The sequence below is a fragment of the Streptomyces sp. NPDC046985 genome (assembly GCF_040644415.1).
Lineage (GTDB): Bacteria > Actinomycetota > Actinomycetes > Streptomycetales > Streptomycetaceae > Streptomyces.
This window is the reverse complement of the sequence record NZ_JBEYWK010000010.1, coordinates 62201-84793: the sequence shown is the minus strand read 5'-3', so window position 1 is coordinate 84793 and position 22593 is coordinate 62201. Positions and strand designations below refer to the sequence as shown.

15 protein-coding genes, 4 tRNA genes, 1 other RNA gene and 1 pseudogene are annotated in these 22593 nt (G+C 72.4%); 8 read left to right on the top strand and 13 right to left on the bottom strand.

Annotated elements, in window-relative coordinates; translation table 11 throughout:
- Nucleotides 1-81: 81 nt before the first annotated feature.
- Nucleotides 82-921, bottom strand: coding sequence for a DUF6415 family natural product biosynthesis protein (locus ABZ861_RS15250; protein ID WP_361629928.1), 840 nt, complete (start codon nt 919-921; stop codon nt 82-84).
- Between the two features lie 590 nt (nt 922-1511).
- On the opposite strand from ABZ861_RS15250, the gene ABZ861_RS15245 reads away from it, so the two are divergent.
- On the top strand, nt 1512-2414 hold the full coding sequence (locus ABZ861_RS15245; RefSeq protein WP_361629532.1) for an XRE family transcriptional regulator: 903 nt from the start codon (nt 1512-1514) through the stop codon (nt 2412-2414).
- Nucleotides 2411-2938, top strand: a complete 528-nt coding sequence (locus ABZ861_RS15240; RefSeq protein WP_361629529.1) for a GNAT family N-acetyltransferase — start codon at nt 2411-2413, stop codon at nt 2936-2938. Before ABZ861_RS15245 ends, ABZ861_RS15240 begins: the two co-directional genes overlap by 4 nt.
- Before the next feature lie 148 nt (nt 2939-3086).
- On the opposite strand, the gene ABZ861_RS15235 is transcribed toward ABZ861_RS15240, so the two are convergent.
- The 4 genes from ABZ861_RS15235 to ABZ861_RS15220 all read right to left on the bottom strand — a co-directional run bounded on the left by ABZ861_RS15235 (nt 3087) and on the right by ABZ861_RS15220 (nt 6902).
- On the bottom strand, nt 3087-4874 hold the full coding sequence (locus ABZ861_RS15235) for a mobilization protein (protein ID WP_361629526.1): 1788 nt from the start codon (nt 4872-4874) through the stop codon (nt 3087-3089).
- Nucleotides 4864-5484: a plasmid mobilization relaxosome protein MobC gene (gene mobC, locus ABZ861_RS15230; RefSeq protein WP_361629523.1), complete on the bottom strand. Its 621-nt coding sequence runs from the start codon at nt 5482-5484 to the stop codon at nt 4864-4866. The genes ABZ861_RS15235 and mobC overlap by 11 nt, the downstream gene beginning before the upstream one ends.
- Nucleotides 5485-5848: 364 nt before the next feature.
- Nucleotides 5849-6637: an HNH endonuclease signature motif containing protein gene (locus ABZ861_RS15225; RefSeq protein WP_361629520.1), complete on the bottom strand. Its 789-nt coding sequence runs from the start codon at nt 6635-6637 to the stop codon at nt 5849-5851.
- A 177-nt stretch (nt 6638-6814) separates the two neighbouring features.
- Nucleotides 6815-6902, bottom strand: a tRNA-Ser gene (locus tag ABZ861_RS15220).
- Between the two features lie 73 nt (nt 6903-6975).
- Between ABZ861_RS15220 and ffs the strand changes: the two genes are divergently transcribed.
- From ffs to ABZ861_RS15190, 6 genes are all read left to right on the top strand, one after another.
- Nucleotides 6976-7070: signal recognition particle sRNA small type (gene ffs, locus ABZ861_RS15215), an RNA gene on the top strand.
- A gap of 77 nt (nt 7071-7147) precedes the next feature.
- Nucleotides 7148-9637: a DNA polymerase III subunit gamma and tau gene (locus tag ABZ861_RS15210; RefSeq protein WP_361629517.1), complete on the top strand. Its 2490-nt coding sequence runs from the start codon at nt 7148-7150 to the stop codon at nt 9635-9637.
- 511 nt (nt 9638-10148) lie between these two features.
- Nucleotides 10149-11402: a phosphoribosylamine--glycine ligase gene (purD, locus tag ABZ861_RS15205; protein WP_361629514.1), complete on the top strand. Its 1254-nt coding sequence runs from the start codon at nt 10149-10151 to the stop codon at nt 11400-11402.
- Nucleotides 11403-11674: 272 nt separating this feature from the next.
- Entirely contained in the window at nt 11675-13879 is a 2205-nt protein-coding gene (locus tag ABZ861_RS15200) for a hypothetical protein (protein WP_361629511.1), read from the top strand.
- A gap of 338 nt (nt 13880-14217) precedes the next feature.
- Nucleotides 14218-15753, top strand: a complete 1536-nt coding sequence (locus ABZ861_RS15195) for a N,N-dimethylformamidase beta subunit family domain-containing protein (RefSeq protein ID WP_361629508.1) — start codon at nt 14218-14220, stop codon at nt 15751-15753.
- Nucleotides 15754-15933: 180 nt separating this feature from the next.
- The gene (locus tag ABZ861_RS15190) at nt 15934-16833 is read left to right on the top strand and encodes a phosphoribosylaminoimidazolesuccinocarboxamide synthase (RefSeq protein ID WP_361629505.1); all 900 of its coding nucleotides are present in this window, start codon (nt 15934-15936) and stop codon (nt 16831-16833) included.
- A 55-nt stretch (nt 16834-16888) separates the two neighbouring features.
- On the opposite strand, the gene ABZ861_RS15185 is transcribed toward ABZ861_RS15190, so the two are convergent.
- The 8 genes and pseudogenes from ABZ861_RS15185 to ABZ861_RS15150 form a co-directional block, all read right to left on the bottom strand.
- Nucleotides 16889-16961, bottom strand: a tRNA-Gly gene (locus ABZ861_RS15185).
- A gap of 23 nt (nt 16962-16984) precedes the next feature.
- Nucleotides 16985-17605 carry a response regulator transcription factor gene (locus ABZ861_RS15180; protein WP_361629502.1) on the bottom strand — a complete coding sequence of 207 codons (621 nt, stop codon included), beginning with the start codon at nt 17603-17605 and terminating at the stop codon, nt 16985-16987.
- A gap of 211 nt (nt 17606-17816) precedes the next feature.
- Nucleotides 17817-19199 carry a histidine kinase gene (locus tag ABZ861_RS15175; RefSeq protein ID WP_361629499.1) on the bottom strand — a complete coding sequence of 461 codons (1383 nt, stop codon included), beginning with the start codon at nt 19197-19199 and terminating at the stop codon, nt 17817-17819.
- Nucleotides 19200-19587: 388 nt separating this feature from the next.
- Nucleotides 19588-20397 carry an ABC transporter permease gene (locus ABZ861_RS15170; protein ID WP_361629496.1) on the bottom strand — a complete coding sequence of 270 codons (810 nt, stop codon included), beginning with the start codon at nt 20395-20397 and terminating at the stop codon, nt 19588-19590.
- A 239-nt stretch (nt 20398-20636) separates the two neighbouring features.
- Nucleotides 20637-21548: pseudogene (locus ABZ861_RS15165) on the bottom strand (ABC transporter ATP-binding protein); the annotation flags it as partial.
- 129 nt (nt 21549-21677) lie between these two features.
- Nucleotides 21678-21750 (bottom strand) — tRNA-Gly (locus ABZ861_RS15160).
- Between the two features lie 81 nt (nt 21751-21831).
- Nucleotides 21832-21903, bottom strand: a tRNA-Gly gene (locus tag ABZ861_RS15155).
- Nucleotides 21904-22241: 338 nt separating this feature from the next.
- Nucleotides 22242-22559 (bottom strand): Lsr2 family protein, encoded by a 318-nt coding sequence (locus ABZ861_RS15150; protein WP_361629493.1) that lies wholly within the window; start codon nt 22557-22559, stop codon nt 22242-22244.
- Nucleotides 22560-22593 lie beyond the last annotated feature (34 nt).

Sequence of the window (22593 nt, the reverse complement as noted above, 5' to 3'; positions counted from 1 at the left end):
GAGGTGGGGGGCCGCGCTCGCGGAGGGCCGGTGCCTGATGACCAGTCCAACGAGCCGCGCGCGGCTGGGTGGGCGCGCGCTTCACTCGGTCCCCTTGATCCAGCGGGCCTCAAGCAATTCCTCGATCAGGTCGGCGGTCACAAAGGCGAGACGCCGGGCGAGTCCAACAGCCTGCCGATGGGCTGCCGGCGTGCACTCCTCCCGCAGAAGGCGTGCTTGCTGGACGAGTCGGGTCATCTCAGCGGTGGGTGGAAACCCGTCGCCAGCCACCGTGATGTCGCTGAGCTGCTTCAGGTGCCCGCGGAGGCGGTCGATCAGGGCGACGGTCGTGGAGGCGGGCGGAAGATGATTGCCGATCGCCGCGTCGAGATCGTCGAAGACCTCCTCGATGTCGAGCGGTCGCCAGGCCCGGAATCGCTCCAGCACGAGCCGTAAACCGTTCGTGTCGAGCGGCGGCGTCCACTCCTCGGCCAGTGGTTTCGGACCCAGTGCGGTGCTCACTGCTCTGTCCGCCGAAGCCTCGATCACAGCCCAGGTGACCTTGCCCCACGGGTGTGTGTCGTAGCCCCATTGCGAACTCAACGCCGCGACCAGGCTCAGACCTCTGCCGCTCTCGGCGTTCGGGTCAGCCGGCTCCAGGTGGGGAGCGCCCCGCGAGCTGTCGGAGACTCCAATGCGGACGACGCCGTTGCTGGGACGCTCGATGATGATCTTCGACACGGGGGTCTCGGTGTGCTCGACGGCGTTGGCCAGCAGTTCGGTGACGATGGTCTTTCCGCAGTCGGCCATGTCGTCGTCCATGTCCCAGGCCGCCAGAACGTTGGAGACGAAAGCGCGGGCGTGGCGCACGGACTCGCGGACGCAGGGCAGCTCCGAGGTGTAACCCGGGGCGCCGGTCGCATTCGGTTGAGCGACGGTCATGGTCACGAGGTCTTTCCCTCCGGCGTGGGGTTCCCGGTCCGGACGAGCGAGGCAGGGCCGGGCTTTCCTCCAGGCCGCCGTGCGGAACCCGATCCGGCGACCTATGACCAGTCAACGAGCGATCGAGGGCGAGCAACAGGAAGAGTCCCGGATTCGTGCGTGCCTACCAACCGGAAGACTTTGCGTTCCTATTACCCGGGGTCTGGGCTTCGGAGTGACCGTGGCGCTACGTTCGGTGCATGGGAGCGAACCTCGTCCTTCGGCGCCGAATGGATCAACTCGGCATCACCCAGGAGGAGTTGGCTGCTCGGCTCAACGATGCGCTCCACGAGGTCACTGGCCGACCCGGTGAAATCTCCTCCCGGACGGTCCGCAACCTGCTCAACGGATCAAGCCGACGCCCAATCAGTCGCACTTGCGCGGCACTTGAGCGTGTGTTCGGCTGCCCTGTGGCGGACTTAGGGTTCAGCGCACCCAGCTCCATGCAACATCCCCCGGAGGGCCCCGTGCGGCGTCGCGACTTCATCGTTTCCACAACCGGAACGGCAGCCGCAGCCATTCCGGTCGTCAGGCAGCGCCGGTCGGTAGGTATGGCGGACGTGGCCCGTGCCTCGGCCGGCATGAACCGGCTTGTCGAGGCCGACGACCGCCAGGGCGGGCACGCCTCCCTGGCGACCGCAGCCCTCGAAGCCCGCGCGAAGGTGCTGGAGCTACAGCAGCGGAACGCCAGTGAACGTGTCCGCCGCGCCCTGTACGCACTCGCGGCCGAGTTCACCACCATTGCCGCCTGGTCGTGCATCGACCTCCGCGACCTGGATACGGCCCAGACGTACCTGCACGAGTCGTCCACGTTCGCCGGTCTCTCCCAGGACCCGCCCACGGGCATGCGCGTGTGGGTCAACATGGCCATGCTCGCCTACCAGCGGAAGAACTGGCCGGAACAGCTCGCGGCGGCGCAGGCGGCCAACGCCTCCCCGGCCGCCCGCAGGGACCCGTTCTTCAGTTCCATGGGCCGCGTCCGCCTCGCACTCGCCCACTCGTCGCTGGGGGACCTGCGGGGCGCTCGACGGGCTCTGGGGACTGCACAGGAGACCTTCAGCAAGGCGGCCGAGGACGAACGTCCCCGATGGACCGCGTTCTACGGCCCGGCCGAACTCGACCACCTCGCGGCGATCATTCTCAACCGCAACGGTGAGCCCGCCGAAGCCGAGGCGATGGCGCACCGAGCCCTGGCCAAGATCCCGGCGGAGTTCCAACGCAACCGCGCGCTGGCCACCTGCCAGCTCTCGCTGGCACAACTCCGCCAGAGGGAGCCCGAGCAGGCCACGACGACCGCGGCCACCGTCTTCACGATCATGGAGGGCGCTCCACTGCCGGGGCGCATGCGCACCCTGATCGGGGACTTCCACCGAGACCTGTTCCGGCTGGCGCCGTCGACGACGTACGCCCGCGACTGGGCAGACCGAATGCGAGATGAATGGAGTCGAGCGTGACCAGGGTGATCGACCTGCGGCACTACGGACAGGGAAGCCTCCCCGACGGCTTCAAGCAGATGCTGATCGATGTGCACGCCGACGCTTACGCCGACGCGATGGACGACGAGTTCAACCAGCGGTTCCCGTGGTTCGTCGATCACTGGTCGGGGATGGACGGCTTCACCTGCGTCGTCGCCTTCGACGGCGACGAGCCGACTGGCTTCGCGTACGGCGCCCCGCTCCAGTCGGGTCGTGAGTGGTGGCGTTCCACCGAGTTCGAGCCGAACAACGGGTACAGCGCGACTTACGCCGTCTCCGAGGTCATGGTGCGCCCGCGATGGCGGAAGCAGGGGATCTCGGATCGGCTCCACGAAGCTCTGCTGAAGGAACGCGGCGAAGATCTCGCGGTGCTCTTGGTCGACGTGACGCACCCGAAGGTGCAGGACCTGTACGCGACGTGGGGCTACGAGAAGGCGGGCGAGCAGCAGCCCTTCGCCGACTCCCCGGTGTACGCGGTGATGGTGAAGAGGTTGCACGCCTGAGAAGCCCGGCCTCTCCTGCGTACGGCGTTGCGTACCGGTTCAGCTCGTGATCATCGCTAGTCGCAAGAGGGTGGCCAGCCCCCCCGCATGCTGCCGTCGCGTTCCTCTCTGATGCGCTACGGCAGCTTCCAACATGGGAAGGTGCACGTCAGCGACCTGGACGCGGGCGTTTCACATCCACCGGCTGCGGCTGCGGCTGCGGCTGCGGCTGCGCGGCCGGAACGGAAGCTGCGCCCGTCTTTGTCGTCAGGTGCTTGCTGCGAGCGCTGCGGGTGGCCGCGCTCCGAGCCCGCTGGCTGACTCGCTCGGCGGTGGCGTTCCGCAGGCGCCAGACCAGGACTTCGGCCGGTCGGTCCGCGGTGTCGAGTTCCCGTTGCCCGGACAGGTCGGCCAAGGCTTGGCGGGGCGCGGTGCCGGCCGACTCGGCCTGGGCGAGGGCGGTGGCCAGCGCGGGCCAAGCCGGGTCGGCGAGGATGCGGTGTGCGTGCTCGGGGATCGTGGCTTGGACGGCTGCGGCGAGCCGGTCCTGTGTTTGGGGACTGGGGGCGCGTGCGGCGAGCTGGGCGAGGGCCGGCCTGGCGGCCTGCTGTTGGGCAGCCCGGAGGTGGACGAGGGATTGCTGGGCGGCTGCGGCCTGCTGCTCGTGGCCGCGCTGGGCGTGCCACTCGGTGAGGGCGATGAGTAGGAGGACGGCGGAGACGAGCGCGGCAGCGATGAAGTCGCCGTCCTTGCCGCTCGGTGCCGTCAGCAGCGTCTTTCCGGCCTGACGCAGGGCGTCGGCGGCCCGGTGCTCGGCTCGGATGGCGGAGCGGTTGGCGCGGTTGAAGGCTATGGCTGCTGCTTGCAGTTCTGTCCGGAGCTGGCGCGGTGCCGAGACTGCGGTGTTGTGCAGCAGCTCGCCGAATGCCGCAGTCTGCGCCTGCACTTGGGCGTCTGCCTCACCTCCTGCTTTTCCGCCGTTGGCCCTGGTGACGAGCATGTAGGCGGTGCGCAGCTCCCCATCGGCGTGCCGCCAGGAGTCGCCTGGCTCTGCACGGCTCGCGTGCAACGCTGTGGCCCGCCCAGCAGCCTCGCCTTCGGCCGGAGCGAAGCGCTCGCGGAGCCGGTTCAGCGACAGGTCCGGGGCGAGTGCGGAGCCGCTGTAGAAGATGGGCTCGCCCTTGGCATCGGTGTCGTCGGCGGCGGCGAGGCTGTAGCCGGTGACTTCTCCGGTAACGGGACCGAGACGGGGTCGGACCTTGATCCCGAGAGATGTCAGCACGGCGAAGAATTCGTCCTCGTCGCGGACTGCCGCGGCAGCGGCGTAGGCGTGTTCGCGAAGCCAGACCCGTGCTGTGTTCTTGCGGCCCTGTCGCTCGGCCTTGGCGACTTCCGGACCGGTCGGCGTCTTGGGCGCGGTCGAGTCACCGGACTTCAGCCGACGCAGACCGAGTTCGGCCTCGATCCTGCGGCATTCGGCCTGGGCCCGTCGGCCGTCGCCCTTGTTCCGGGGGCGGCGGCCGTCCTCTCGGACACTGGTCGCCATGATGTGAATGTGGTCCTCGGCGTGCCGTACGGCGATCCACCTGCAGGCCGCGTCGTCACCGTGTTCGGCTATGCCAGTGGCGTGGACGACGCGGCGGGCGACCTCGGCCCACTCTTCGTCGGTGAGGTAGCGGTCGCCCGGTGCGGTGCGGACGGGGCAGTGCCACACGTGCTGCGGCACCTTCTTGCCCAGCCGCTGTTCGCGAAGCTTCACCGGCTGGTCGAGGTAGTCGGCAAGTTCGGTGAGGGCGTCGTGGTGTTGGTTGAGAGGGGCGCGGCCGGGGTCGGTGAAGCCGGGCATCGCGAACGCGGCGACGATATGCGGGTCCGTGTGCTCGTTACGGCGGCCGGGGCCGAAGAGGTAGGACAGCAGGCCGCGGCTGCGGTCGCCAGTGGAGACGTCAGGCACCATGGCGGCCACCTCCGGCGAGGACCTGGTCGAGTAGGAGTCGTGCGCGCCGGGCGACCTGGTGCAGTTCGGCAAGGGTCTCCTCGGCGCGGTCGGGCAACTCTCCTTGGTGGACGCCGCGGACGAGCTGGTTGAGGTTGTTGCCGATGCGGCCGAACTCCCTGATGAGCCTGCCGAAGAGGACCATCAGGTCCTGAGTGGCCTGCGGGGAGGGGAGCGGGGCGACGCCTTCGGGGCGCTGGTCGGAGAGGTAGGCGTGGGCGAAGGTGAGGGCGCTGTCCATGAGGTAGGCCGAGCGGGAGCGCTTCGCCCTGCGGGCGGCGAGGTCAATGAAGTCGCGTTCCGCAGGCTCGGCCGAGCAGGTCAGTTGCAGGGTGCGCTTGGTTCCGGAACGGGGCCGGTAAAGCACCTCGCTCAGGTGCCGGTGGCGCTCAGCGCCGGGGAGGGACTCGTCGGGAGGCGGGGCCGGTACGTCGTCGGCGGCGAGGCCGTGGTGCACGAAGGCGTCGGCGCTCACGGTCGGCGCGAAGCGGACGGTGCTGTCGGCGGTGGCGTCGCTCGGTTCGGTGGAGGGCTGCTCGTCCGGGTGGAGGCCGCGCTCGGCCTTCACCACCGCCTCGGTCCCGGCCCCGTGGGCCGGGCCGGCGTCCGCCCCCGCCGGGGCGGACGCGAGCGCGAAGTCCGCATCGCCCTCGGGCGATGCGGACTTCGCTCCAGCTCGCTCCGCTGTCGTCTGGGGACCGTCCGCGTCAAGGCCCGCGTCGGTTGTGGGCGGTTGCGCCGGGACGACGCTGCGAGGCGGCGAGGGCCTGGCGGCCTTGGCCGGACACCGCGGACAAGATCGGTGGGCTGCTCTAGCCCCTGCCTGAGGTGCCGCCCGTCGTCTGAGTGCCGCACATTCCACCAGCGGGGCTGTCGGCCCGAATGCGTCTGCGTTCGGGCCGACTTGGGCTGGGCTCCCTACGGGTCCCGCCACTCTAGCCATCACCTACTGGATCTTCGCTCGGCCCGTCGACACATGGTCGGCCAGCCCGGTCCGCGACGACGGCATGCGATGCAGGCTGAACCTCGACCCGGAGCATGGGCCATGCCAAGGGGTCGCCTCGACCATCGACGTAAAGCATGTGGCGCACATGGGCGCCTACGAGGAAGTCTTTCCCTGCGAGGTCGTGGATGTAGTGCGCCAGCGACTTCTCCGCATCCCGGTTCTCTCGCACGCTGTGGAGCTCCGGCGCGATATCGAGGTAGTCGCGGAGGGTGTCCAGGAACTCCACGATGAGCGACTCGTCATCGTCGGGAAGGCCATCCGGTAGGGCGTACTCGAACGCCACGCTCGTCTTGATCATGTTCCACAGTGGGTTGCCGCGAGTGATCAGTACCAGCACCCGAGGCTGTGGGAAAGCCGGATCGGGGACGAGCCTCGGGCCACCAGCGGCCCGCTCGTCCAGCGAGTGATGGACCCAAGCAGCGTGCCGCTCCTTGATCTCTCTGAGCCGCTCAACCGTGAAGTGGTGTAGTTGATCATCGATCTGCTTGTGGTGCCTGCTGCACAGCAGGAGCAGATTCATGTGGTTGTGCCTGGAGTCGGCGTCGAGGTTCCCAGACCGCGGGCCGCCCTTGGAACGAGCCACGATGTGTGCCTCTTCGCCGAACACGGACGGATCGTCACAGTCCGTCCCTGGGGTGATCACCTCGCCACGGCAGATTGCACATCTCCCGCCAGCTTCAGCCCACACGATCTTGCGCGTCTTCTCAGAGACCCCCATGCGGGGCACCTTGCCAGAAGAGCTCAGGGGGGCGCTGAGGAACCAGACCGGCTTCTCGTGTGCGCAGCGAGCCGTCGCCGCCTGATCGCGGCAACTGCAACCCAAACTGCAACCCTCAACGTCGAAGGGCCCCGCTGCAAGCAGTGGGGCCCTTCGACATCGTGCCCGGTGAGGCACTGGCGGAGGATACGAGATTCGAACTCGTGAGGGGTTGCCCCCAACACGCTTTCCAAGCGTGCGCCCTAGGCCTCTAGGCGAATCCTCCGCTGGAGACACTACATGACCGATGGGAGTGCTTGCGAACTCGTTCCCGCAGGCCGGGATCAGGTACGCTGGGCGCAGCCCCTCACGCGGCGCTATCTGACTGAACTCCCCCAGGGCCGGAAGGCAGCAAGGGTAGGTTGGCTCTGGCGGGTGCGTGGGGGGCGTTTTCGTGGCCGGGCGCACGTACCGGGAGTCACACTCCGCAGGCCGGTCCGGTTGTCGGTGGCCGCCTATAACCTCGTATGCGTGTCGTCTCTCGCGCTGTACCGCCGCTACCGTCCCGAGTCCTTTGCCGAGGTCATCGGGCAGGAGCATGTCACCGACCCGTTGCAGCAGGCGCTGCGCAACAACCGGGTCACTCACGCGTACCTGTTCAGCGGTCCGCGCGGCTGTGGCAAGACGACCAGCGCGCGCATCCTCGCCCGCTGCCTGAACTGCGAGGAAGGCCCTACGCCGACCCCCTGCGGCGAGTGCGACTCGTGCCGCGACCTCGCGCGGAACGGACCGGGATCGATCGACGTCATCGAGATCGACGCCGCATCGCACGGTGGCGTGGACGACGCCCGTGACCTGCGCGAGAAGGCGTTCTTCGGGCCCGCCCGCAGCCGGTACAAGATCTACATCATCGACGAGGCACACATGGTCACGTCGGCCGGCTTCAACGCCCTGCTCAAGGTGGTCGAGGAGCCGCCGGAGCACCTGAAGTTCATCTTCGCGACCACCGAGCCCGAGAAGGTCATCGGGACCATCCGGTCGCGCACCCATCACTACCCCTTCCGGCTGGTGCCGCCCAGCACGCTCAGGGAGTACCTCGGCGAGGTGTGCGGCAAGGAGGCGATCCCCGTCCACGAGGGCGTCCTCCCGCTCGTCGTGCGCGCCGGCGCCGGATCCGTGCGCGACTCCATGTCCGTCATGGACCAGCTCCTCGCCGGGGCCGGGGAGGAGGGCGTGACCTATGCCATGGCCACCTCGCTCCTCGGGTACACCGACGGCTCGCTGCTCGACTCCGTCGTCGAGGCGTTCGCCTCCGGGGACGGCGCCGGCGCCTTCGAGGTCGTCGACCGGGTGATCGAGGGCGGCAACGACCCCCGCCGGTTCGTGGTCGACCTGCTGGAGCGGCTGCGCGATCTGGTGATTCTGGCCGCCGTTCCCGACGCGGCCGAGAAGGGGCTCCTGGACGCCCCGGCCGACGTCGTCGAGCGCATGCAGGACCAGGCCCGCTCCTTCGGCGCCGCCGAGCTGAGCCGCGCCGCCGACCTCGTCAACGAGGGCCTGACCGAGATGCGCGGCGCCACCTCGCCCCGGCTCCAGCTCGAGCTGATCTGCGCCCGCGTGCTGCTGCCCGCCGCCTACGGCGACGAGCGGGCCGTGATGGCCCGCCTCGACCGCATCGAGCGCGGCGTGAGCTTGTCCGCGGGCGCGGGCGCGTCCGCTGGGGCGGGAGCGCCCTCCATGGGATACGTGCCTGGGCCCGAGGCGCACGGGGCAGCCGGTACCGGTACCGGTCCCGGTGGCTTTAGTGGTGGTGTGGCTGCGGGTGGAGGGTCCCCTCCGGCGGCGCCGCCGGGCGGCGGCGCCGCGGCGGCCCGTGCGGCCGTGCGGGGGGCCGGTGGCGTCGGTGGGGCCGGTGACGGAGGCGCGGGATTCAGCGGTGGGGCCCCTGCGGCTCCCGTGGCCCCTGCCGCTCACGCGGCGCCCGCGGTTTCGGGCGGCTCGCCTACGGGGCCGGGTGGCGAGCCCGGCGCGGTCAGCGGGGCGCCGTCCGGTCCCGCAGGCGCCCCCGCCCCCGGTGACCGGCGCCAGGAAGAAGCGGCCGCGTCCAGCGCTTCGGCCCCCGCCGCGCCTTCCGCCGCCGCGTCCCCCGCGTCCGGGTCCGGTTCCGGATCTGGCGCGTGGCCCACGGCGGCGCCCGCGGGCGGTGGGCGGCGTCCCGGTGGATGGCCGACCGCCGCCGCGCCGGGAGCGGGCCGTTCTGCCGCCGCGCCCGAGACGTCCAGCCCCCGTCCCAGCTCCAGTCCCGCCTCCGGTGCCGGTGCTGCTCCCCGTCCCGCGCCGAGTCCGGCGCCCGCCGCGTCCGGGCAGGTCGCCGCAGGGCTCGATCCGCGGCAGCTCTGGCCGGACATCCTCGACGCGGTCAAGAGCCGCCGCAAGGTCACCTGGATCACGCTCGACCAGTACGCCCAGGTCGTTGGCTTCGACGGGACCACCTTGCAACTCGGCTTCGCCGGCGCGGGCCCCCGCGAGAGCTTCCTGAACAACGGCAGCGAGGAAGTGCTGCGCCAAGCGCTGGCCGAGCGGTTCCATGTGCAGTGGAAGATCGAGGCGATCGTCACCTCGACGGACGGCGGCTCAGCGCCTTCCGCCTCCGGCGGGTACGGCGCAAACAGCGGTGGCGGCGGCAATGCGTACGGCGGCGGCAGCAGCGGATACGGTGGCGCACCCGCTGCCCCTCGCCCCGCGACGACCGCTCAGCCGCCCGTCGCGCCTCCGCCGGCGCCCGGTTCGTCGTCGAGCGGAAGACCTTCTGCGTCGGCCGCCGCGGGCGGACCGGCCGCTCCGTCCGGGACGTCCTTCGCACCGCCTCGCCTCAGCGCCCCCGAGCCGCCGCCCGTCGCGCCCGAGGACGACATTCCCGAGGACGACGACCCGGACCTCGTCGAGTCAGCCCTCTCCGGCCACGAACTCATCGTGCGGGAGCTGGGCGCCACAGTGGTGGAGGAGTACACGACCGAGTAGACGAGTGAGACGCGTAAGAGGGGGGCGAGGAGGCGGCTGCGTGATCGGGTTCTGCGTCGGTTCGAGGCTCGCCGCAGCCGTCGTGCCGGTCCCAGGCCCGGCGCCCACCGCGCCCACCGTGCCCGCCGCGCCCGCCTGTGGCGCCGACGGCGCCATGTCAGCGTCGGCTCCGCTGGGGCTTACGGTCCGCCCCGCCGCGGTGCAGTCGTCGCCCCGGAGGAGCCGTCGTCCCGGAGACGTCCACGGCGGAAACGTCACCCCCTCTAGCGGAAACGTCGCCCCCTCTAAGGGGAGGCCACTCACATGCGGCCGCCCCGAATGAGGCCGTTCCCGCAGGGTCGCCGCAGGGCCGCCGCCTAAAGCAGCCGCCTCCGCTCGGCCTCCCCGACACAAGCCCCCAGCACACTCCCCACCGCACAACCCTTCCTCAGAGGAACCTACGAGCCCCCGCGTCCCGCCCCCTGGGCAACCCGCACAAACCGCGGCTCCCTTCTGCCGTTAGGCTGACCCCGTGAAGGTCCTCGTCATCGGCGGCGGCGCCCGCGAGCACGCCCTGTGCCGTTCCCTGTCCCTCGACCCCGACGTCACCGCGCTGCACTGCGCGCCCGGCAACGCCGGCATCGCCGAGGTCGCCGAGCTGCACCAGGTCGACGCGCTCGACGGCGCGGCCGTCTCCGCGCTGGCCGCCAAGCTGGGCGCGGACCTCGTGGTGGTCGGCCCGGAGGCGCCGCTGGTCGCCGGAGTCGCCGACGCCGTGCGCGAGGCGGGCATCCCGGTCTTCGGCCCCTCCGGCGAGGCGGCGCGGCTGGAGGGCTCCAAGGCGTTCGCGAAGGACGTGATGGCGGCCGCCGGAGTCCCCACGGCCCGTTCCTACGTGTGCACGACCCCGGAGGAGGTCGCCGAGGCGCTCGCCGCCTTCGGCGCCCCGTACGTCGTCAAGGACGACGGCCTCGCCGCGGGCAAGGGCGTCGTCGTCACCGGCGACGTCGAGGCCGCCCGCGCGCACGCGGCGGCCTGCGAGCGCGTGGTCGTCGAGGAGTACCTCGACGGCCCCGAGGTCTCCCTCTTCGCCGTCACCGACGGCGAGACGGTCGTGCCGCTCCAGCCCGCCCAGGACTTCAAGCGCGCGCTGGACGGCGACGAGGGCCCGAACACCGGCGGCATGGGCGCGTACTCGCCGCTGCCGTGGGCCGAGCCCGACCTGGTGGACGAGGTGCTGCGGACCGTTCTCCAGCCCACGGTCGACGAGATGCGCCGTCGGGGCACTCCGTTCTCCGGTCTGCTCTACGCCGGTCTCGCGCTCACCGGTCGCGGCATCCGGGTGATCGAGTTCAACGCCCGTTTCGGCGACCCGGAGACCCAGGTGGTCCTGGCCCGCCTCCAGACGCCTCTCGCGGGTGTGCTGACGGCGGCTGCCACCGGGGCCCTCGCCCACGTGGAGCCGCTGCGCTGGAGCGACGACGCGGCCGTCACGGTGGTCGTCGCCTCGCACGACTACCCCGGCGCCCCGCGTACCGGTGACCCGATCGGCGGCCTGGACGAGGTGGCCGCCGAGGACGCGCCGCACGCGTACGTGCTGCACGCGGGCACCCGGCGCGACGGCGACGCCGTCGTGAGCGCGGGCGGACGGGTGCTGTCGGTCACCGCGAGCGGCACGGACCTGACCGAGGCCCGTGAGCGCGCCTACGCCGCCGTCGGACGCATCCGTCTCGACGGTTCCCAGCACCGGACGGACATCGCCGCGAAGGCCGCCGCCGGCGGGTGACCGGGCCGCGTGGCCGGCCCGCTGCGGGCGTGTGCCCGTGTAGGCGATCCGGGGCCTGATCCTCGCTTTCTGTCACGCACCTCTGACCAAAGCCATTCCATCGAGTGAGCGATGCTCCATCCGGCTGACGGGGGACCGGGCCGCAACTAGGGTGCGGCGCATGCGGTCCGGCACTTGGCCCACCGGCATTGCGATGTCAGTGGCGGGTGCCACAGTGGGGGAGTGAGCAACCCAGGGCAGTCAGGACAGTCGTGAGGGGGTGACGTCCGGCCGTGACCGGAACCGGTGTGCAGATCGGCGCGCAGTCCGCGCGCTCCCGAGCCCTCGCCGTGCTGCGCGTGCGCAGCCGGGCGCTGGCCGTCGCCCTGCTGCCCGCCGCCGTCGCCGTGGTGCTGCTCGCCGGCGCCTCCAGCGGGCAACTGGTGGGCAGCGGCTGGGACGCGGCCCGCTGGGCGGTGGGCGCCGCGGCAGTCGTCGTCTTGCTGTGCGCGGCGCTCGTCGGAGCGGTCGTCGCCCGGTCCCGTCCCGCGATGAGCCCGACGGTCCCCGTCTCCGAGAAGTCCGCCCCGGACCTGTACCGGCTGGTGCGCGACCTCGCCGACCGCCTCGACGTCCCTGCCCCGTCCGCCATAGCGCTCACCCCGGACTGCGATAGCTGGCTGGAGGACCGCACCCATCGGGCCCACGGCCCGCCGGCGCCGGACCGGCGCGGGGAGGGCGCGGAGGCGGAAGGGGTGCGCGGCGTGTCCGCGTCCCGCACGCGCCGCGCGCCGACGGCGCCGGTCCTCGTCATCGGCTCCCCGTTCCTGTGGTGGATGCGCGTCGGGGAGCTGCGCGCCGTCCTCGCCCCGGTGGTCGCCGGGACGGGTCCCTCGGCGCACCCGGACATAGCCGCGGCCCGCCGTTTCGTCCGCGGGCTCGACGCGGCGGTGGCCGTCGCGGCGACGCCGGGCCGCTGTCCGCTGTCGCACGCGGTGTGCGCGGGCGTCGGCTGGGTGGCGCGGCTGCTGCTGCGCGGCTGCCGGGAGGACGCGGCCGAGATGGAGCGAGGCGTGGCGGCCGCGGCGGCCGATCGCGCCCAGGCGGTGGACTACGGCCTGCGAATCGTCGCCCAGGAGCAGGTGGGGCTCGCGTACGCGGGCTGGGACCGCTTGCTGACCCGGGTGGCGCTGCCCGCGTGGCGCATGGGCCGCTGGCCCTCGCGGCTGGACGCGGGCGTGGTCGCCGCCCTGACCGAGCTGTCCCGCCGTGACCGTCTGGCGGAGGGGTTCGCCTCCCGGCTTGGCGAACGCCCCGCCTGCGACCTCCTTGAGGAGCCCGGCGCGGTCGACGAAGCCGCCTCGCTGCTGGCCGCGCGGCTGTTCCACGGCGGCCCCGCCGGGCGCGGTCCCGACTGGTCCCCGGTGGGCTGGCAGGAGTACCCGGAGGAGGTCGTCGACCGTAAGTGGCGTGCCGAGGCCGCCCGCCTCCACCGCGTCCTGGACACCCTCGGCGTCCGCCGCTCCCCGGGCGCCCGGACGCCCGACCCGCACGGTCCCACCCTGGCCCGCGTCCTGGACCACCTCGCGATCCCGTCGGCGCCCAGGGGGGCCACCGCGGGCGCCGCTGTCGGTGACGACGGTGACCACGGTGACGGCGCCTCTGCCGGGATCAGGACCGCCGACAAGCACCGCGGCGAAGAAGGCCGCCGCGCAGAGCCGGGCAGGAGCGAGAACCCCGGGCACGCGACCGCCGACCCACACCACGGCTCCGCTGAACCCGCGACCATCGCCACCCCGGACCCCGGGCCCACGACCGCCGACCCCACGACTGCCGACCCCGCGGACACCTGCCACAGAGCCACCGATTCCGTCACCGACGCGGCCGACACCGATGTAACCGCCACCGCCACCGCCGCCCCGACCGGCACCGATACGGCCGCCGTCCACGCAGCCGCCACCGACGCCTCCGCCACCGACGCCCCCGCCACCGGGACCAAGGCAGCAGCCGCCCTCCCCACCGACGCCACCGCCCCCGACGCCCCCACCACCGCCACAGCCTCCGCCCCCGAGGACGACGCAGACCTGGGCAACGAGCGCAGTGCCGCGCTCGCCGCGGGGCTGAGCGCGGAGCTGGCCCGGGAGCAGGCCGCCGCGCCGCCGACCCGCACGGCGACGGTGGCCGACGGCCGCATACCCGACGCCCTGCCCTGGGATGAGGGCCCGCTGCCCCTCTTCCCCCTCCAGCCGCCACGCACCGGACGAGACCTCCTGGCCGACCACGTCACCGCGATGGTCTGCTGTGCGGCGGTGGACACCGCCGGCGCCGCGCCGGGCCTGGACTGGCTCGACGGTCCCTCCCTCCTGCTCGACGGCGAGAGAGCCGCCGACCTCGGTCCCAGGGTCCGGGCCCTGGTCGAGGACGGCGACGCCGTCCCGCTGCGCACGTGGTTGGTGGACGCGGGCATACGCCCCGAAAAGCCCATACGCCTGGTCTGACCTCGGCAGACGCCCGGCCCGCCCGAGACCTACCGGACTCCCCACTTCCACTTTCGGTCATTTCGCAACGAGCAGTGACAACATGCGCGAGTCATGTGGTGTGCTGGAACCGACAGCGCTTCTGGCAAACGCGCGCGACATACGACAGGCCCGACCCGCCGCGAGACCGTACGGACCGTCCGCCCGACCACGGGGGAGAACCCGGCGAGCAACACGGGCCGCACGGGATCTCGGGCGCCAGGGAGACCACAGGCGCCAAAGGCACCACGGGCGCCAAGTGCCTCACGCGAGACCGAGGCACACGCCGGACCACGGGGGGACGAGGGAGGGGAGCGGCCATGGCACCGGAGCGGATCCGCCGCTGGGAGTCGGGAGCACTCGCGCACGCCGTGACGGACCCCTTCGGCCTGGGCCCCGTGCCGTGGCTGCGCGGCGGCGAGACGTACTTCGACGACACCGGACACGTAGTGCCCTGGTACGTCGACCCGCCCCCGGAGTCCGCCGCCGGGACGACGTCCGGCGCCGGGGGCACGGCGCGGGGGACCGCGACGGCGACCCGGGTGCCCGCGCCCCGGTCCAGCGGGGGCGGCCCCCGCGCGGCCGACGACGTGCGCCGCCAGATCAAGGGCTTCGCCTCCCGCGGCGCCGTCGCGCCCGGCGAGGCGATCGACTTCCACATCACCGTCGATCCGCCCCAGCAGTTCAGCGTCGACGTCTACCGCATCGGCCACTACGACGGCGACGGCGCCGCGAAGATCACCACCAGCCCCCGGCTGTCCGGCATGGTCCAGCCCCGGCCGCTCACCGCGGACCGCACCGTCTCCTGCCACCACTGGTGGATGTCCTGGCGGCTCCAGGTCCCCTCGTACTGGAGCGTCGGCGCGTATGTCGCGGTGCTGACCACGGCGGACGGCTACCGCTCCCACATCCCGTTCACCGTGCGCGACGACCGGCCGGCGGACCTGCTCCTGCTGCTGCCCGACGTCACCTGGCAGGCCTACAACCTCTACCCGGAGGACGGCCGCACCGGCGCGAGTCTCTACCACGCCTGGGACGAGGAGGGGCGGCTGCTCGGCGAGGCCGACGCGGCGACCACGGTCTCCTTCGACCGCCCCTACGCGGGCGCGGGCCTGCCCCTGCACGTCGGCCACGCCTACGACTTCATCCGCTGGGCCGAGCGCTACGGCTACGACGTCGCCTACGCCGACGCCCGCGACCTGCACGCCGGACGGGTCGATCCCACCCGCTACCGCGGCCTGGTCTTCCCCGGGCACGACGAGTACTGGTCGGTCCCGATGCGCCGCGCCGTGGAGCGTGCCCGCGACCACGGCACGTCGCTGGTGTTCCTCTCCGCCAACACCATGTACTGGCAGGTCGAGCTGGGCCCCTCGCCGTCCGGGGTGCCGGACCGCCTGCTGACCTGCCGCAAACGCAAGGGGCCGGGGCGCCCGGCGCTGTGGCGGGAGGCCGACCGCCCCGAGCAGCAGGTGGTCGGGATCCAGTACGCCGGCCGCGTCCCCGAGCCGCACCCGCTGATCGTGCGCAACGCCTCGCACTGGCTGTGGGAGGCGACCGGGGCGCGGGAGGGCGAGGAGATCGAGGGCCTGGTCGCGGGCGAGGCCGACCGGTACTTCCCGCGCACCCCGCTGCCCGACCACGAGGGCCGCATCCTGCTGGCGCACTCCCCGTACGACGACGCCGAGGGCGTCCCGCGCCATCAGGAGACGTCCCTGTACCGGGCGCCGTCCGGGGCGCTGGTGTTCGCCTCGGGCACCTTCGCCTGGTCCCCGGCCCTGGACCGCCCCGGGCACATGGACCCCCGCATCCAGCGAGCCACCGCGAACCTGCTGGACCACATAAGCAAGCGCGTCTGACCGCCGGCGCCGGCCTTACCTCCTTCTCAACCACCGCTCGCCTCCTCTCGCCCACCACCCGCCCCCTCTCGCCTATCGGGACGCGCCAGTCCCTCCGTCCCCCGTCCCTGCACCCGCCGTCCCCGTCGCCCGTCCGATACGGGAGAATCGACCCATTGGACAGAACCACGGGGAGGAACCGTGTCCGGATTCGTCGAAAAGCCCGAACCGATTCAGGTCCCGGGCCTGGTGCATCTGCACACCGGCAAGGTGCGCGAGCTGTACCGCAACGAGGCGGGCGACCTCGTGATGGTCGCCAGCGACCGCTTGTCCGCCTACGACTGGGTGCTGCCCACCGAGATCCCCGACAAGGGCCGCGTCCTCACGCAGCTCTCCCTGTGGTGGTTCGACCGGCTCGCCGACCTGATCCCGCACCATGTGATCAGCGCCGACGTCCCCGAGGGCGCCCCCGACGACTGGGCGGGCCGCACCCTGGTCTGCAAGTCGCTGCGCATGGTCCCCGTCGAGTGCGTGGCCCGCGGCTACCTGACCGGCTCGGGCCTGGCCGAGTACGACGAGACCCGCACGGTGTGCGGCCTCACCCTGCCCGAGGGCCTGATCGACGGCTCCGAGCTGCCCGGACCGATCTTCACCCCGGCCGCCAAGGCCGAGGTCGGCGAGCACGACGAGAACGTCTCCTACGAGGAGGTCGCCCGCCAGGTCGGCGCGGAGACCGCGGCCCAACTGCGCCAGACCACCATCGCGGTGTACTCCCGGGCCCGGGACATCGCGCGGGAGCGGGGGATCATCCTGGCCGACACCAAGTTCGAGTTCGGCTTCGACGGGGAGGAACTGGTGCTCGGCGACGAGGTGCTCACCCCGGACTCCTCCCGCTTCTGGCCGTCCGACGAGTGGCAGCCGGGCCGCGCGCAGCCGTCGTTCGACAAGCAGTTCGTCCGCAACTGGCTGACCTCCGCCGAGTCCGGCTGGGACCGTGCGAGCGAGCAGCCCCCGCCGCCGCTGCCCGGCCAGGTGGTGGAGGCGACCCGCGCGAAGTACGTGGAGGCGTACGAGCGGCTGACGGGCATGAGCTGGAGCTGAGCCGGCCGAGCGCACGAAGAAAGCCCCGGTCCGCGGGACCGGGGCTTTCGAACGGAGCGGACGACGAGGCTCGAACTCGCGACCTCAACCTTGGCAAGGTTGCGCTCTACCAACTGAGCTACGTCCGCACTGCGCTGTGGCGCGAGAGCAACTATACCCAACCTCGCTCGCGTGCGAGCCGCACTGCCGCATGGCGATTCTCCGCGCCGAGTTTCGTGGCGGCCGACGACAGGTAGTTCCGGACGGTTCCCGGGGAGAGCGCGGCCCGCTGGGCGATCTCCGTCACCGGCGCGCCGTCGGCGGCCAGCTCCAGCACCTCGGCCTCGCGCACGGTCAGCGGGGAGTCTCCGGCGGAGATCGCGTCGGCGGCCAACTCGGGGTCGACGTAGCGGTTTCCGGCATGCACGGTGCGGATGATCTCGGCCAGTCGCCGGGCGCTGACGGTCTTCGCGACGAAGCCGCGCACCCCGGCCGCCAGCGCTCGCTTGAGATGTCCGGGCCGCCCGTGACCCGTCACGATCAGCACCCGGCAGCCGGGCAGTTCCGCCCGCAGCGATGTGGCGACCTCCACACCGTCCGCGCCCGGCATCTGGAGATCCAGCACCGCGACGTCGGGCGCGTGCGCCCGTGCCATGGCGAGAGCCTCCGGCCCGCTCGCCGCCTCCGCGACGACCAGCAGGTCGTCCTCCAGCGCCAGCAGCGCCGCGAGGGCGCCGCGGATGAGGTGCTCGTCGTCGGCCAGCAGCAGCCGTACCGGCTCGGTCGTCGTCATGGCGCCCCCTTCTCGATGCCCTTGGTCGTCGTCATGGCCTGTCCTCGTCACGGCGCTCTCTTTCGGGTGCCGCTGGTCGTCACGGCGCCGCATTTCCGGTGCCGCTGGTCGTCACGGCGCCGCATTTCCGGTGCCGCAGGTCGTCACGGCGTCGCCTCTGCATCGCCGCCGGTCGTTACGGGCCAGCCCTCTGCTGCCGCACGTCTCCCCGTCACAGCGCCGCCTTTCCCCTGCCGCGCGTGCCCCCGGCGTCGGCTTGCGACTGTCGCTCGCGGGAGGACGGCGCCCCGTTCTCCCGTGGCAGGCCGTCCGCTGTCCCGGCCGACCCGTCCGCGCGAGGCGCGTCGTCCTCGCTCACCGCCCCGGACGCGCCGGGAGGCAGCGGCACGCGCGCGGTCAGCCGGAAGCGGCCGGGGCCGTCGGGTCCGGCGCTGAGCGTGCCGTCGAGCTGGGAGAGGCGTTCGCGCAGGCCGGCGAGTCCGGAGCCGGGGCGGTCGGCGGCGGACGCGGGCGCCCCGTCGTTCTCGACGGTCAGGACGGCCCGGCCGTCGGCCACCCGCAGGGACACCGCGCACCGGCGGGCGTCGCCGTGCCGCAGGACGTTCGTCGCGGCCTCGCGGACCACCCAGCCGAGCGCCGACTGCACCGGGGCGGGCAGGCCGTCCGCGTCGCCGGTGATCGCGCAGTCGATGCCCGCGGCCTTCAGCACCCCCTGCGCTCCCGCGAGTTCGGCGCTGAGGTCGGCCTCCCGGTAGCCGCGGACCACCGCGCGCACTTCGCGCTGCGACTCCTGCGCCAGCCGCTGCACCTCGATCATCTGCTCCACCGCCTGGGGCTGCCCGCGCCGCCCGAGCTGGACCGCCAGTTCGGCCTTCAGCGCGATCACCGCGAGGTTGCGGCCCATCACGTCGTGCAGATCGCGCCCGAACCGCAGCCGTTCCTCGGCGACCGCGAGCCGGGCCTCCATCCCGCGCGCCCGCTCGGCCTCCCACAGCACGGCCAGGGTCCAAGCGCCGCAGCGCGCGGCCAGCAGGGACAGTCCGGCGGCGCAGAGGGCCAGCAGTCCCGTCGAGAACAAGCCCAGGCCGCTGCCGCTGGCGAGTCCGGTCGCCGCCAGCAGCGCCGCCGTCAGCAAGGCGGAGCGGCGCAGGAACACGGACACCGGCACCACCAGTCCGTACAGCAGGCCGAACGGCAGCAGTCCGGCGCCGATCGCCAGTTGCGCCGTCGGCAGGGAGACCCCTCGGACGGCGGTCAGCACCAGGGGCAGGACGAGTGCGGCGGCCAGCAGAGCGTAGGACATGCGCAGCGCTCGTGCGGGCAGCGGGCCGCGGCCCAGGTAGTGGTCGAGCGCGGGCCGGGCGAGCCGGTTGGCGACCACGCACTGCGCCACGCCCACGGCGAGCAGCAGCCCGCCCACGAGCAGGGGCAGCGGCTGGCGGCGCACCCCGTCGATCAGGGGCAGCGCCAGCCAGGTCAGCGAGAACACCCAGACCGTGGCGCACAAGGTGATCACACTCTGTAGCTCGACCCGCTGGGCCTTGCTGCGCTCGCGCCACTCGCGCCGCTGCCACCCTCGAATCCGGCGGAACACCGTGCTGACCCTCCCCTGTCCGTTCCATCCGCTCCCGGCCAGGCCGTTTCCCGGTTCTGGCCGTTTTCCGGTTCTGTCCGTTCCGGCCCCCGGCGTTTCCGGCCCCCGGCGTTCCCGGCCCCTGGCGTTCCCGGTTCCGGCCGATTGTGGCCCATCCGGGCCTGTCCGATCCCGTCCCGGCCGTTCCCGGTCTGTCCGCTTCCGATTCGTGCCGGATCGCGGCCCCTGCCGGGTTCCGACCCCTGCCGAATCCCGGCCCCGACCTCCCAGGTCCCTCTACTTCCGACGCTGCCCGGTTCCGGCTCTGCCCGACCCCGACGCCCTCAGCGCTCTGGCTCTCCCCGGCCCCGACGCCCTCACCCTCCGACTCTGCCCGCCGCAGGCGGCGTCAGCGCCTCGGCTCCCACCGGAACCACCGGGCCCCAGCGAACACCGCCCCGGCCGTCCAGACCAGGGCGACGGCCAGCGCGCGAAAGGCCTCGGCGGTGCTCAGCTCGCCGGACCAGCCGCCGCGCACCAGTGTGATCACCGGAGTGAGCGGCAGCAGTTCGCACCAGTGGGCCAGCCTGTGCGGCAGCAGCTCCAGCGGCACCGTGATCCCCGAGCCCAGCACGGAGACCAGCGCCAGCGGGAGCGAGCTGAACTGGGCGCTCTCGGCGGTCCGGGTGAAGCGCGCGGTGATCGCCGCCAGGGCCGCGCACAGCACCAGCCCCAGCAGCAGGCCGAGGAAGGCGAGCAGCGGCGCGTGCGGGGCGGGCAGGTGCAGCAGGGCCATGCAGCCGACCGCGAGGATCGCCGACTGCGCCAGTCCCGTGACCAGGGCGGGCAGTGCCGCCCCGGTGAGGATCTCGGCGTCGCGCGCCTCACCGGTGCGCAGCCGTTTGAGGACGAGTTGCTCGCGGCGGGCGACGAACACGCCGACGAGCGGGGAGTAGACGGCGAACAGCAGGGCGAACCCGAGGGCGGCGGGAAGGATGACCAGGCCGACGGTGAGTCCGGTGTCCTTCAGGTGCATCTGCTCGACGGTCGACCGCACGCTCAAAGGCAGGGCAAGCGGCACGAACAGGGCGGAGACCAGCGTGCTCCTGCTCCGCACGAACAGGGTCAGCTCCGCCCGGGCGAGCGCGGCCATCCGGCTCGCCGGAGTGGTCGGCGGCCCGCTCGTCCGGGCCGGAGGAACGGTGTGCGCGGCGCTCATGCGACGGCCTCCTTGCCTCGGGCCGTTCCGGCTTCGCGGACCGCTCCGGGCTCCTGGGCCACCCTGAACTGCTGGGCCGTCCCGCCCCCTTCGGACATCCCGGCCTCCCTGGCCATCCCAGCTCCTTGGGTCATCCCGGCCTCCCTGGCCATCCCGCCCCCTTCGGACATCCCGGCCTCCCTGGCCATCCCAGCCCCGTGGGCCATCCCGCCCCCTTCGGCCCTCCCGGCCGCTCCGACGACGCCGAGGAACGCCTCCTCCAGCGAGGCGGACCGGGCGTCCAGGCCGAGCAGTTCGACTCCGCTCCGCCGTGCCCACAGCAGCAGTTCCGTGGCGGTGTGCTGCAACTGCTGTGTACGCAGCCGGACGAGGCGCCCGTCGACGTCGTGGTCGCACGCGCGCAGTGCGGAGAGCGACGGCAGGTCGCCGAGGGGGCAGCCCTCGGGCAGCGTGAAGGAGATCTGGGACGGCTGCGCGGCCGTCACCTCCGCCGGGGTCCCGGCGGCCGCGATGCGTCCGGCGTGCAGGATCGCCAGCCGGTCGGCAAGGCTCTCGGCCTCCTCCAGGTAGTGCGTGGTGAGCAGCACGGTCGTCCCGGCGTCCCGCAGTGCCCGGACCAACTTCCAGGTCGCCCGGCGGCCTTCGGCATCAAGCCCGGTCGTCGGCTCGTCCAGGAACAGCACCTCGGGGTCGCCGAGCAAGGCGAGCGCCAGATCCAGCCGGCGCCGTTCCCCGCCCGAAAGCTGCTTCACCCGCACGTCCGCGCGCTGTTCGAGGCCGACCAGCGCCAGCGCCTCGCGGGGCGGACGTGCTCCGCTCACACACCCCGCCCACATCCGCGTGGTCTCGGCGGCGGTCAGCTCGGACGGGAAGCCGCCCTCCTGCAACATCACCCCCGTATGGGGCCGCACGGCGGCGCGCTCTCTGTACGGGTCGTGGCCCAGGACCCGCACCCGACCCCCGTCCGGGGCGGCCAGACCCTCAAGGAGTTCGACCGTCGAGGTCTTACCGGTGCCGTTGGCGCCCAGCAGCGCGAAGATCTCGCCACGTTTCACGTGAAACGTGATGCCGCCTACGGCCTCGAACCCGCCCCCGTAGACGCGCCGGAGGTCGGTGACCTCGATCACGCGCTCGTGTTCGTCTGTGTTCATAAGGCCAGCGTCGCGGCGGCCGGACGCCGGCGGCAGTACGCGATGTCATCGGTCGCCATGACAAATGTCAGACGGCGCGACCGCACAACGACGAAGACCCCGGCCCAAGGGACCGGGGTCTTCTTTCTGAGCGGACGACGAGGCTCGAACTCGCGACCTCAACCTTGGCAAGGTTGCGCTCTACCAACTGAGCTACGTCCGCATTGCCTCCGACCGGCTTCCACCGATCGGCGCGAGCACCAGCCTACCTGATCCACAGCAGTGGTCGGGACAGGCGGCGCGGAGCGGGTGACAGGGATCGCACACTGCGTCTTCCCCCTGGAAGGGGGATGTTCTACTACTGAACTACACCCGCATGGACTCCGTGGGCTTCGGCTTTCCGGCTTGGCCCCTCGGCGTGCTCCAGACATTAGCTGATCAGCGGGGGGGTAACGCAAGTCGGGTACGTCCAGGGCCCGCTGACGGACCCTGGGCCGCCCTCGGGGGCCGCGCCGTTCGGCCTCCCGAGGCGCGCCCGCGCGGGTCGTCGGCGAGGATGCCGAGGCTGCCGGAGTACTGCGGGACCCGAGGCGCGCCCGCGCGGGTCGTCGTCCGCCCGCCGGGGCCTCGCTCCCGGCGACCGCCGCCCGGCTCCCGCCGGACCGCGTCCGCTTCCCGCCGGACCGCGCCCGGCCCCCGCCGCCCCCGCGCGCCTCACCGGGACGCGCTGAACGCCTCGTAGACCTTCTTGGGGATGCGTCCGCGGGCCGGCACGTCCATCTTGTTGGCCTGCGCCCAGGCCCGGACGGCCGCGGGATCGGGGGCGACCTCCGTCTGGCGGTACGCCTTGCCCGACCGCGAGCGCTTGCGGCCCGCCTCCACGTACGGTTCGAGCGCCTTGCGCAGTTTCTTGGCATGGGCTCGGTTCAGGTCGATCTCGTAGAACTTGCCGTCGAGTCCGAAGGCGATCGTCTCCGCCGCTTCCGAGCCGTCGATGTCGTCAGAGAGAGTGACCACGACACGCTGCGCCACGAATATCGGTCCCTTCGTGCGGCGTCCCGCGACC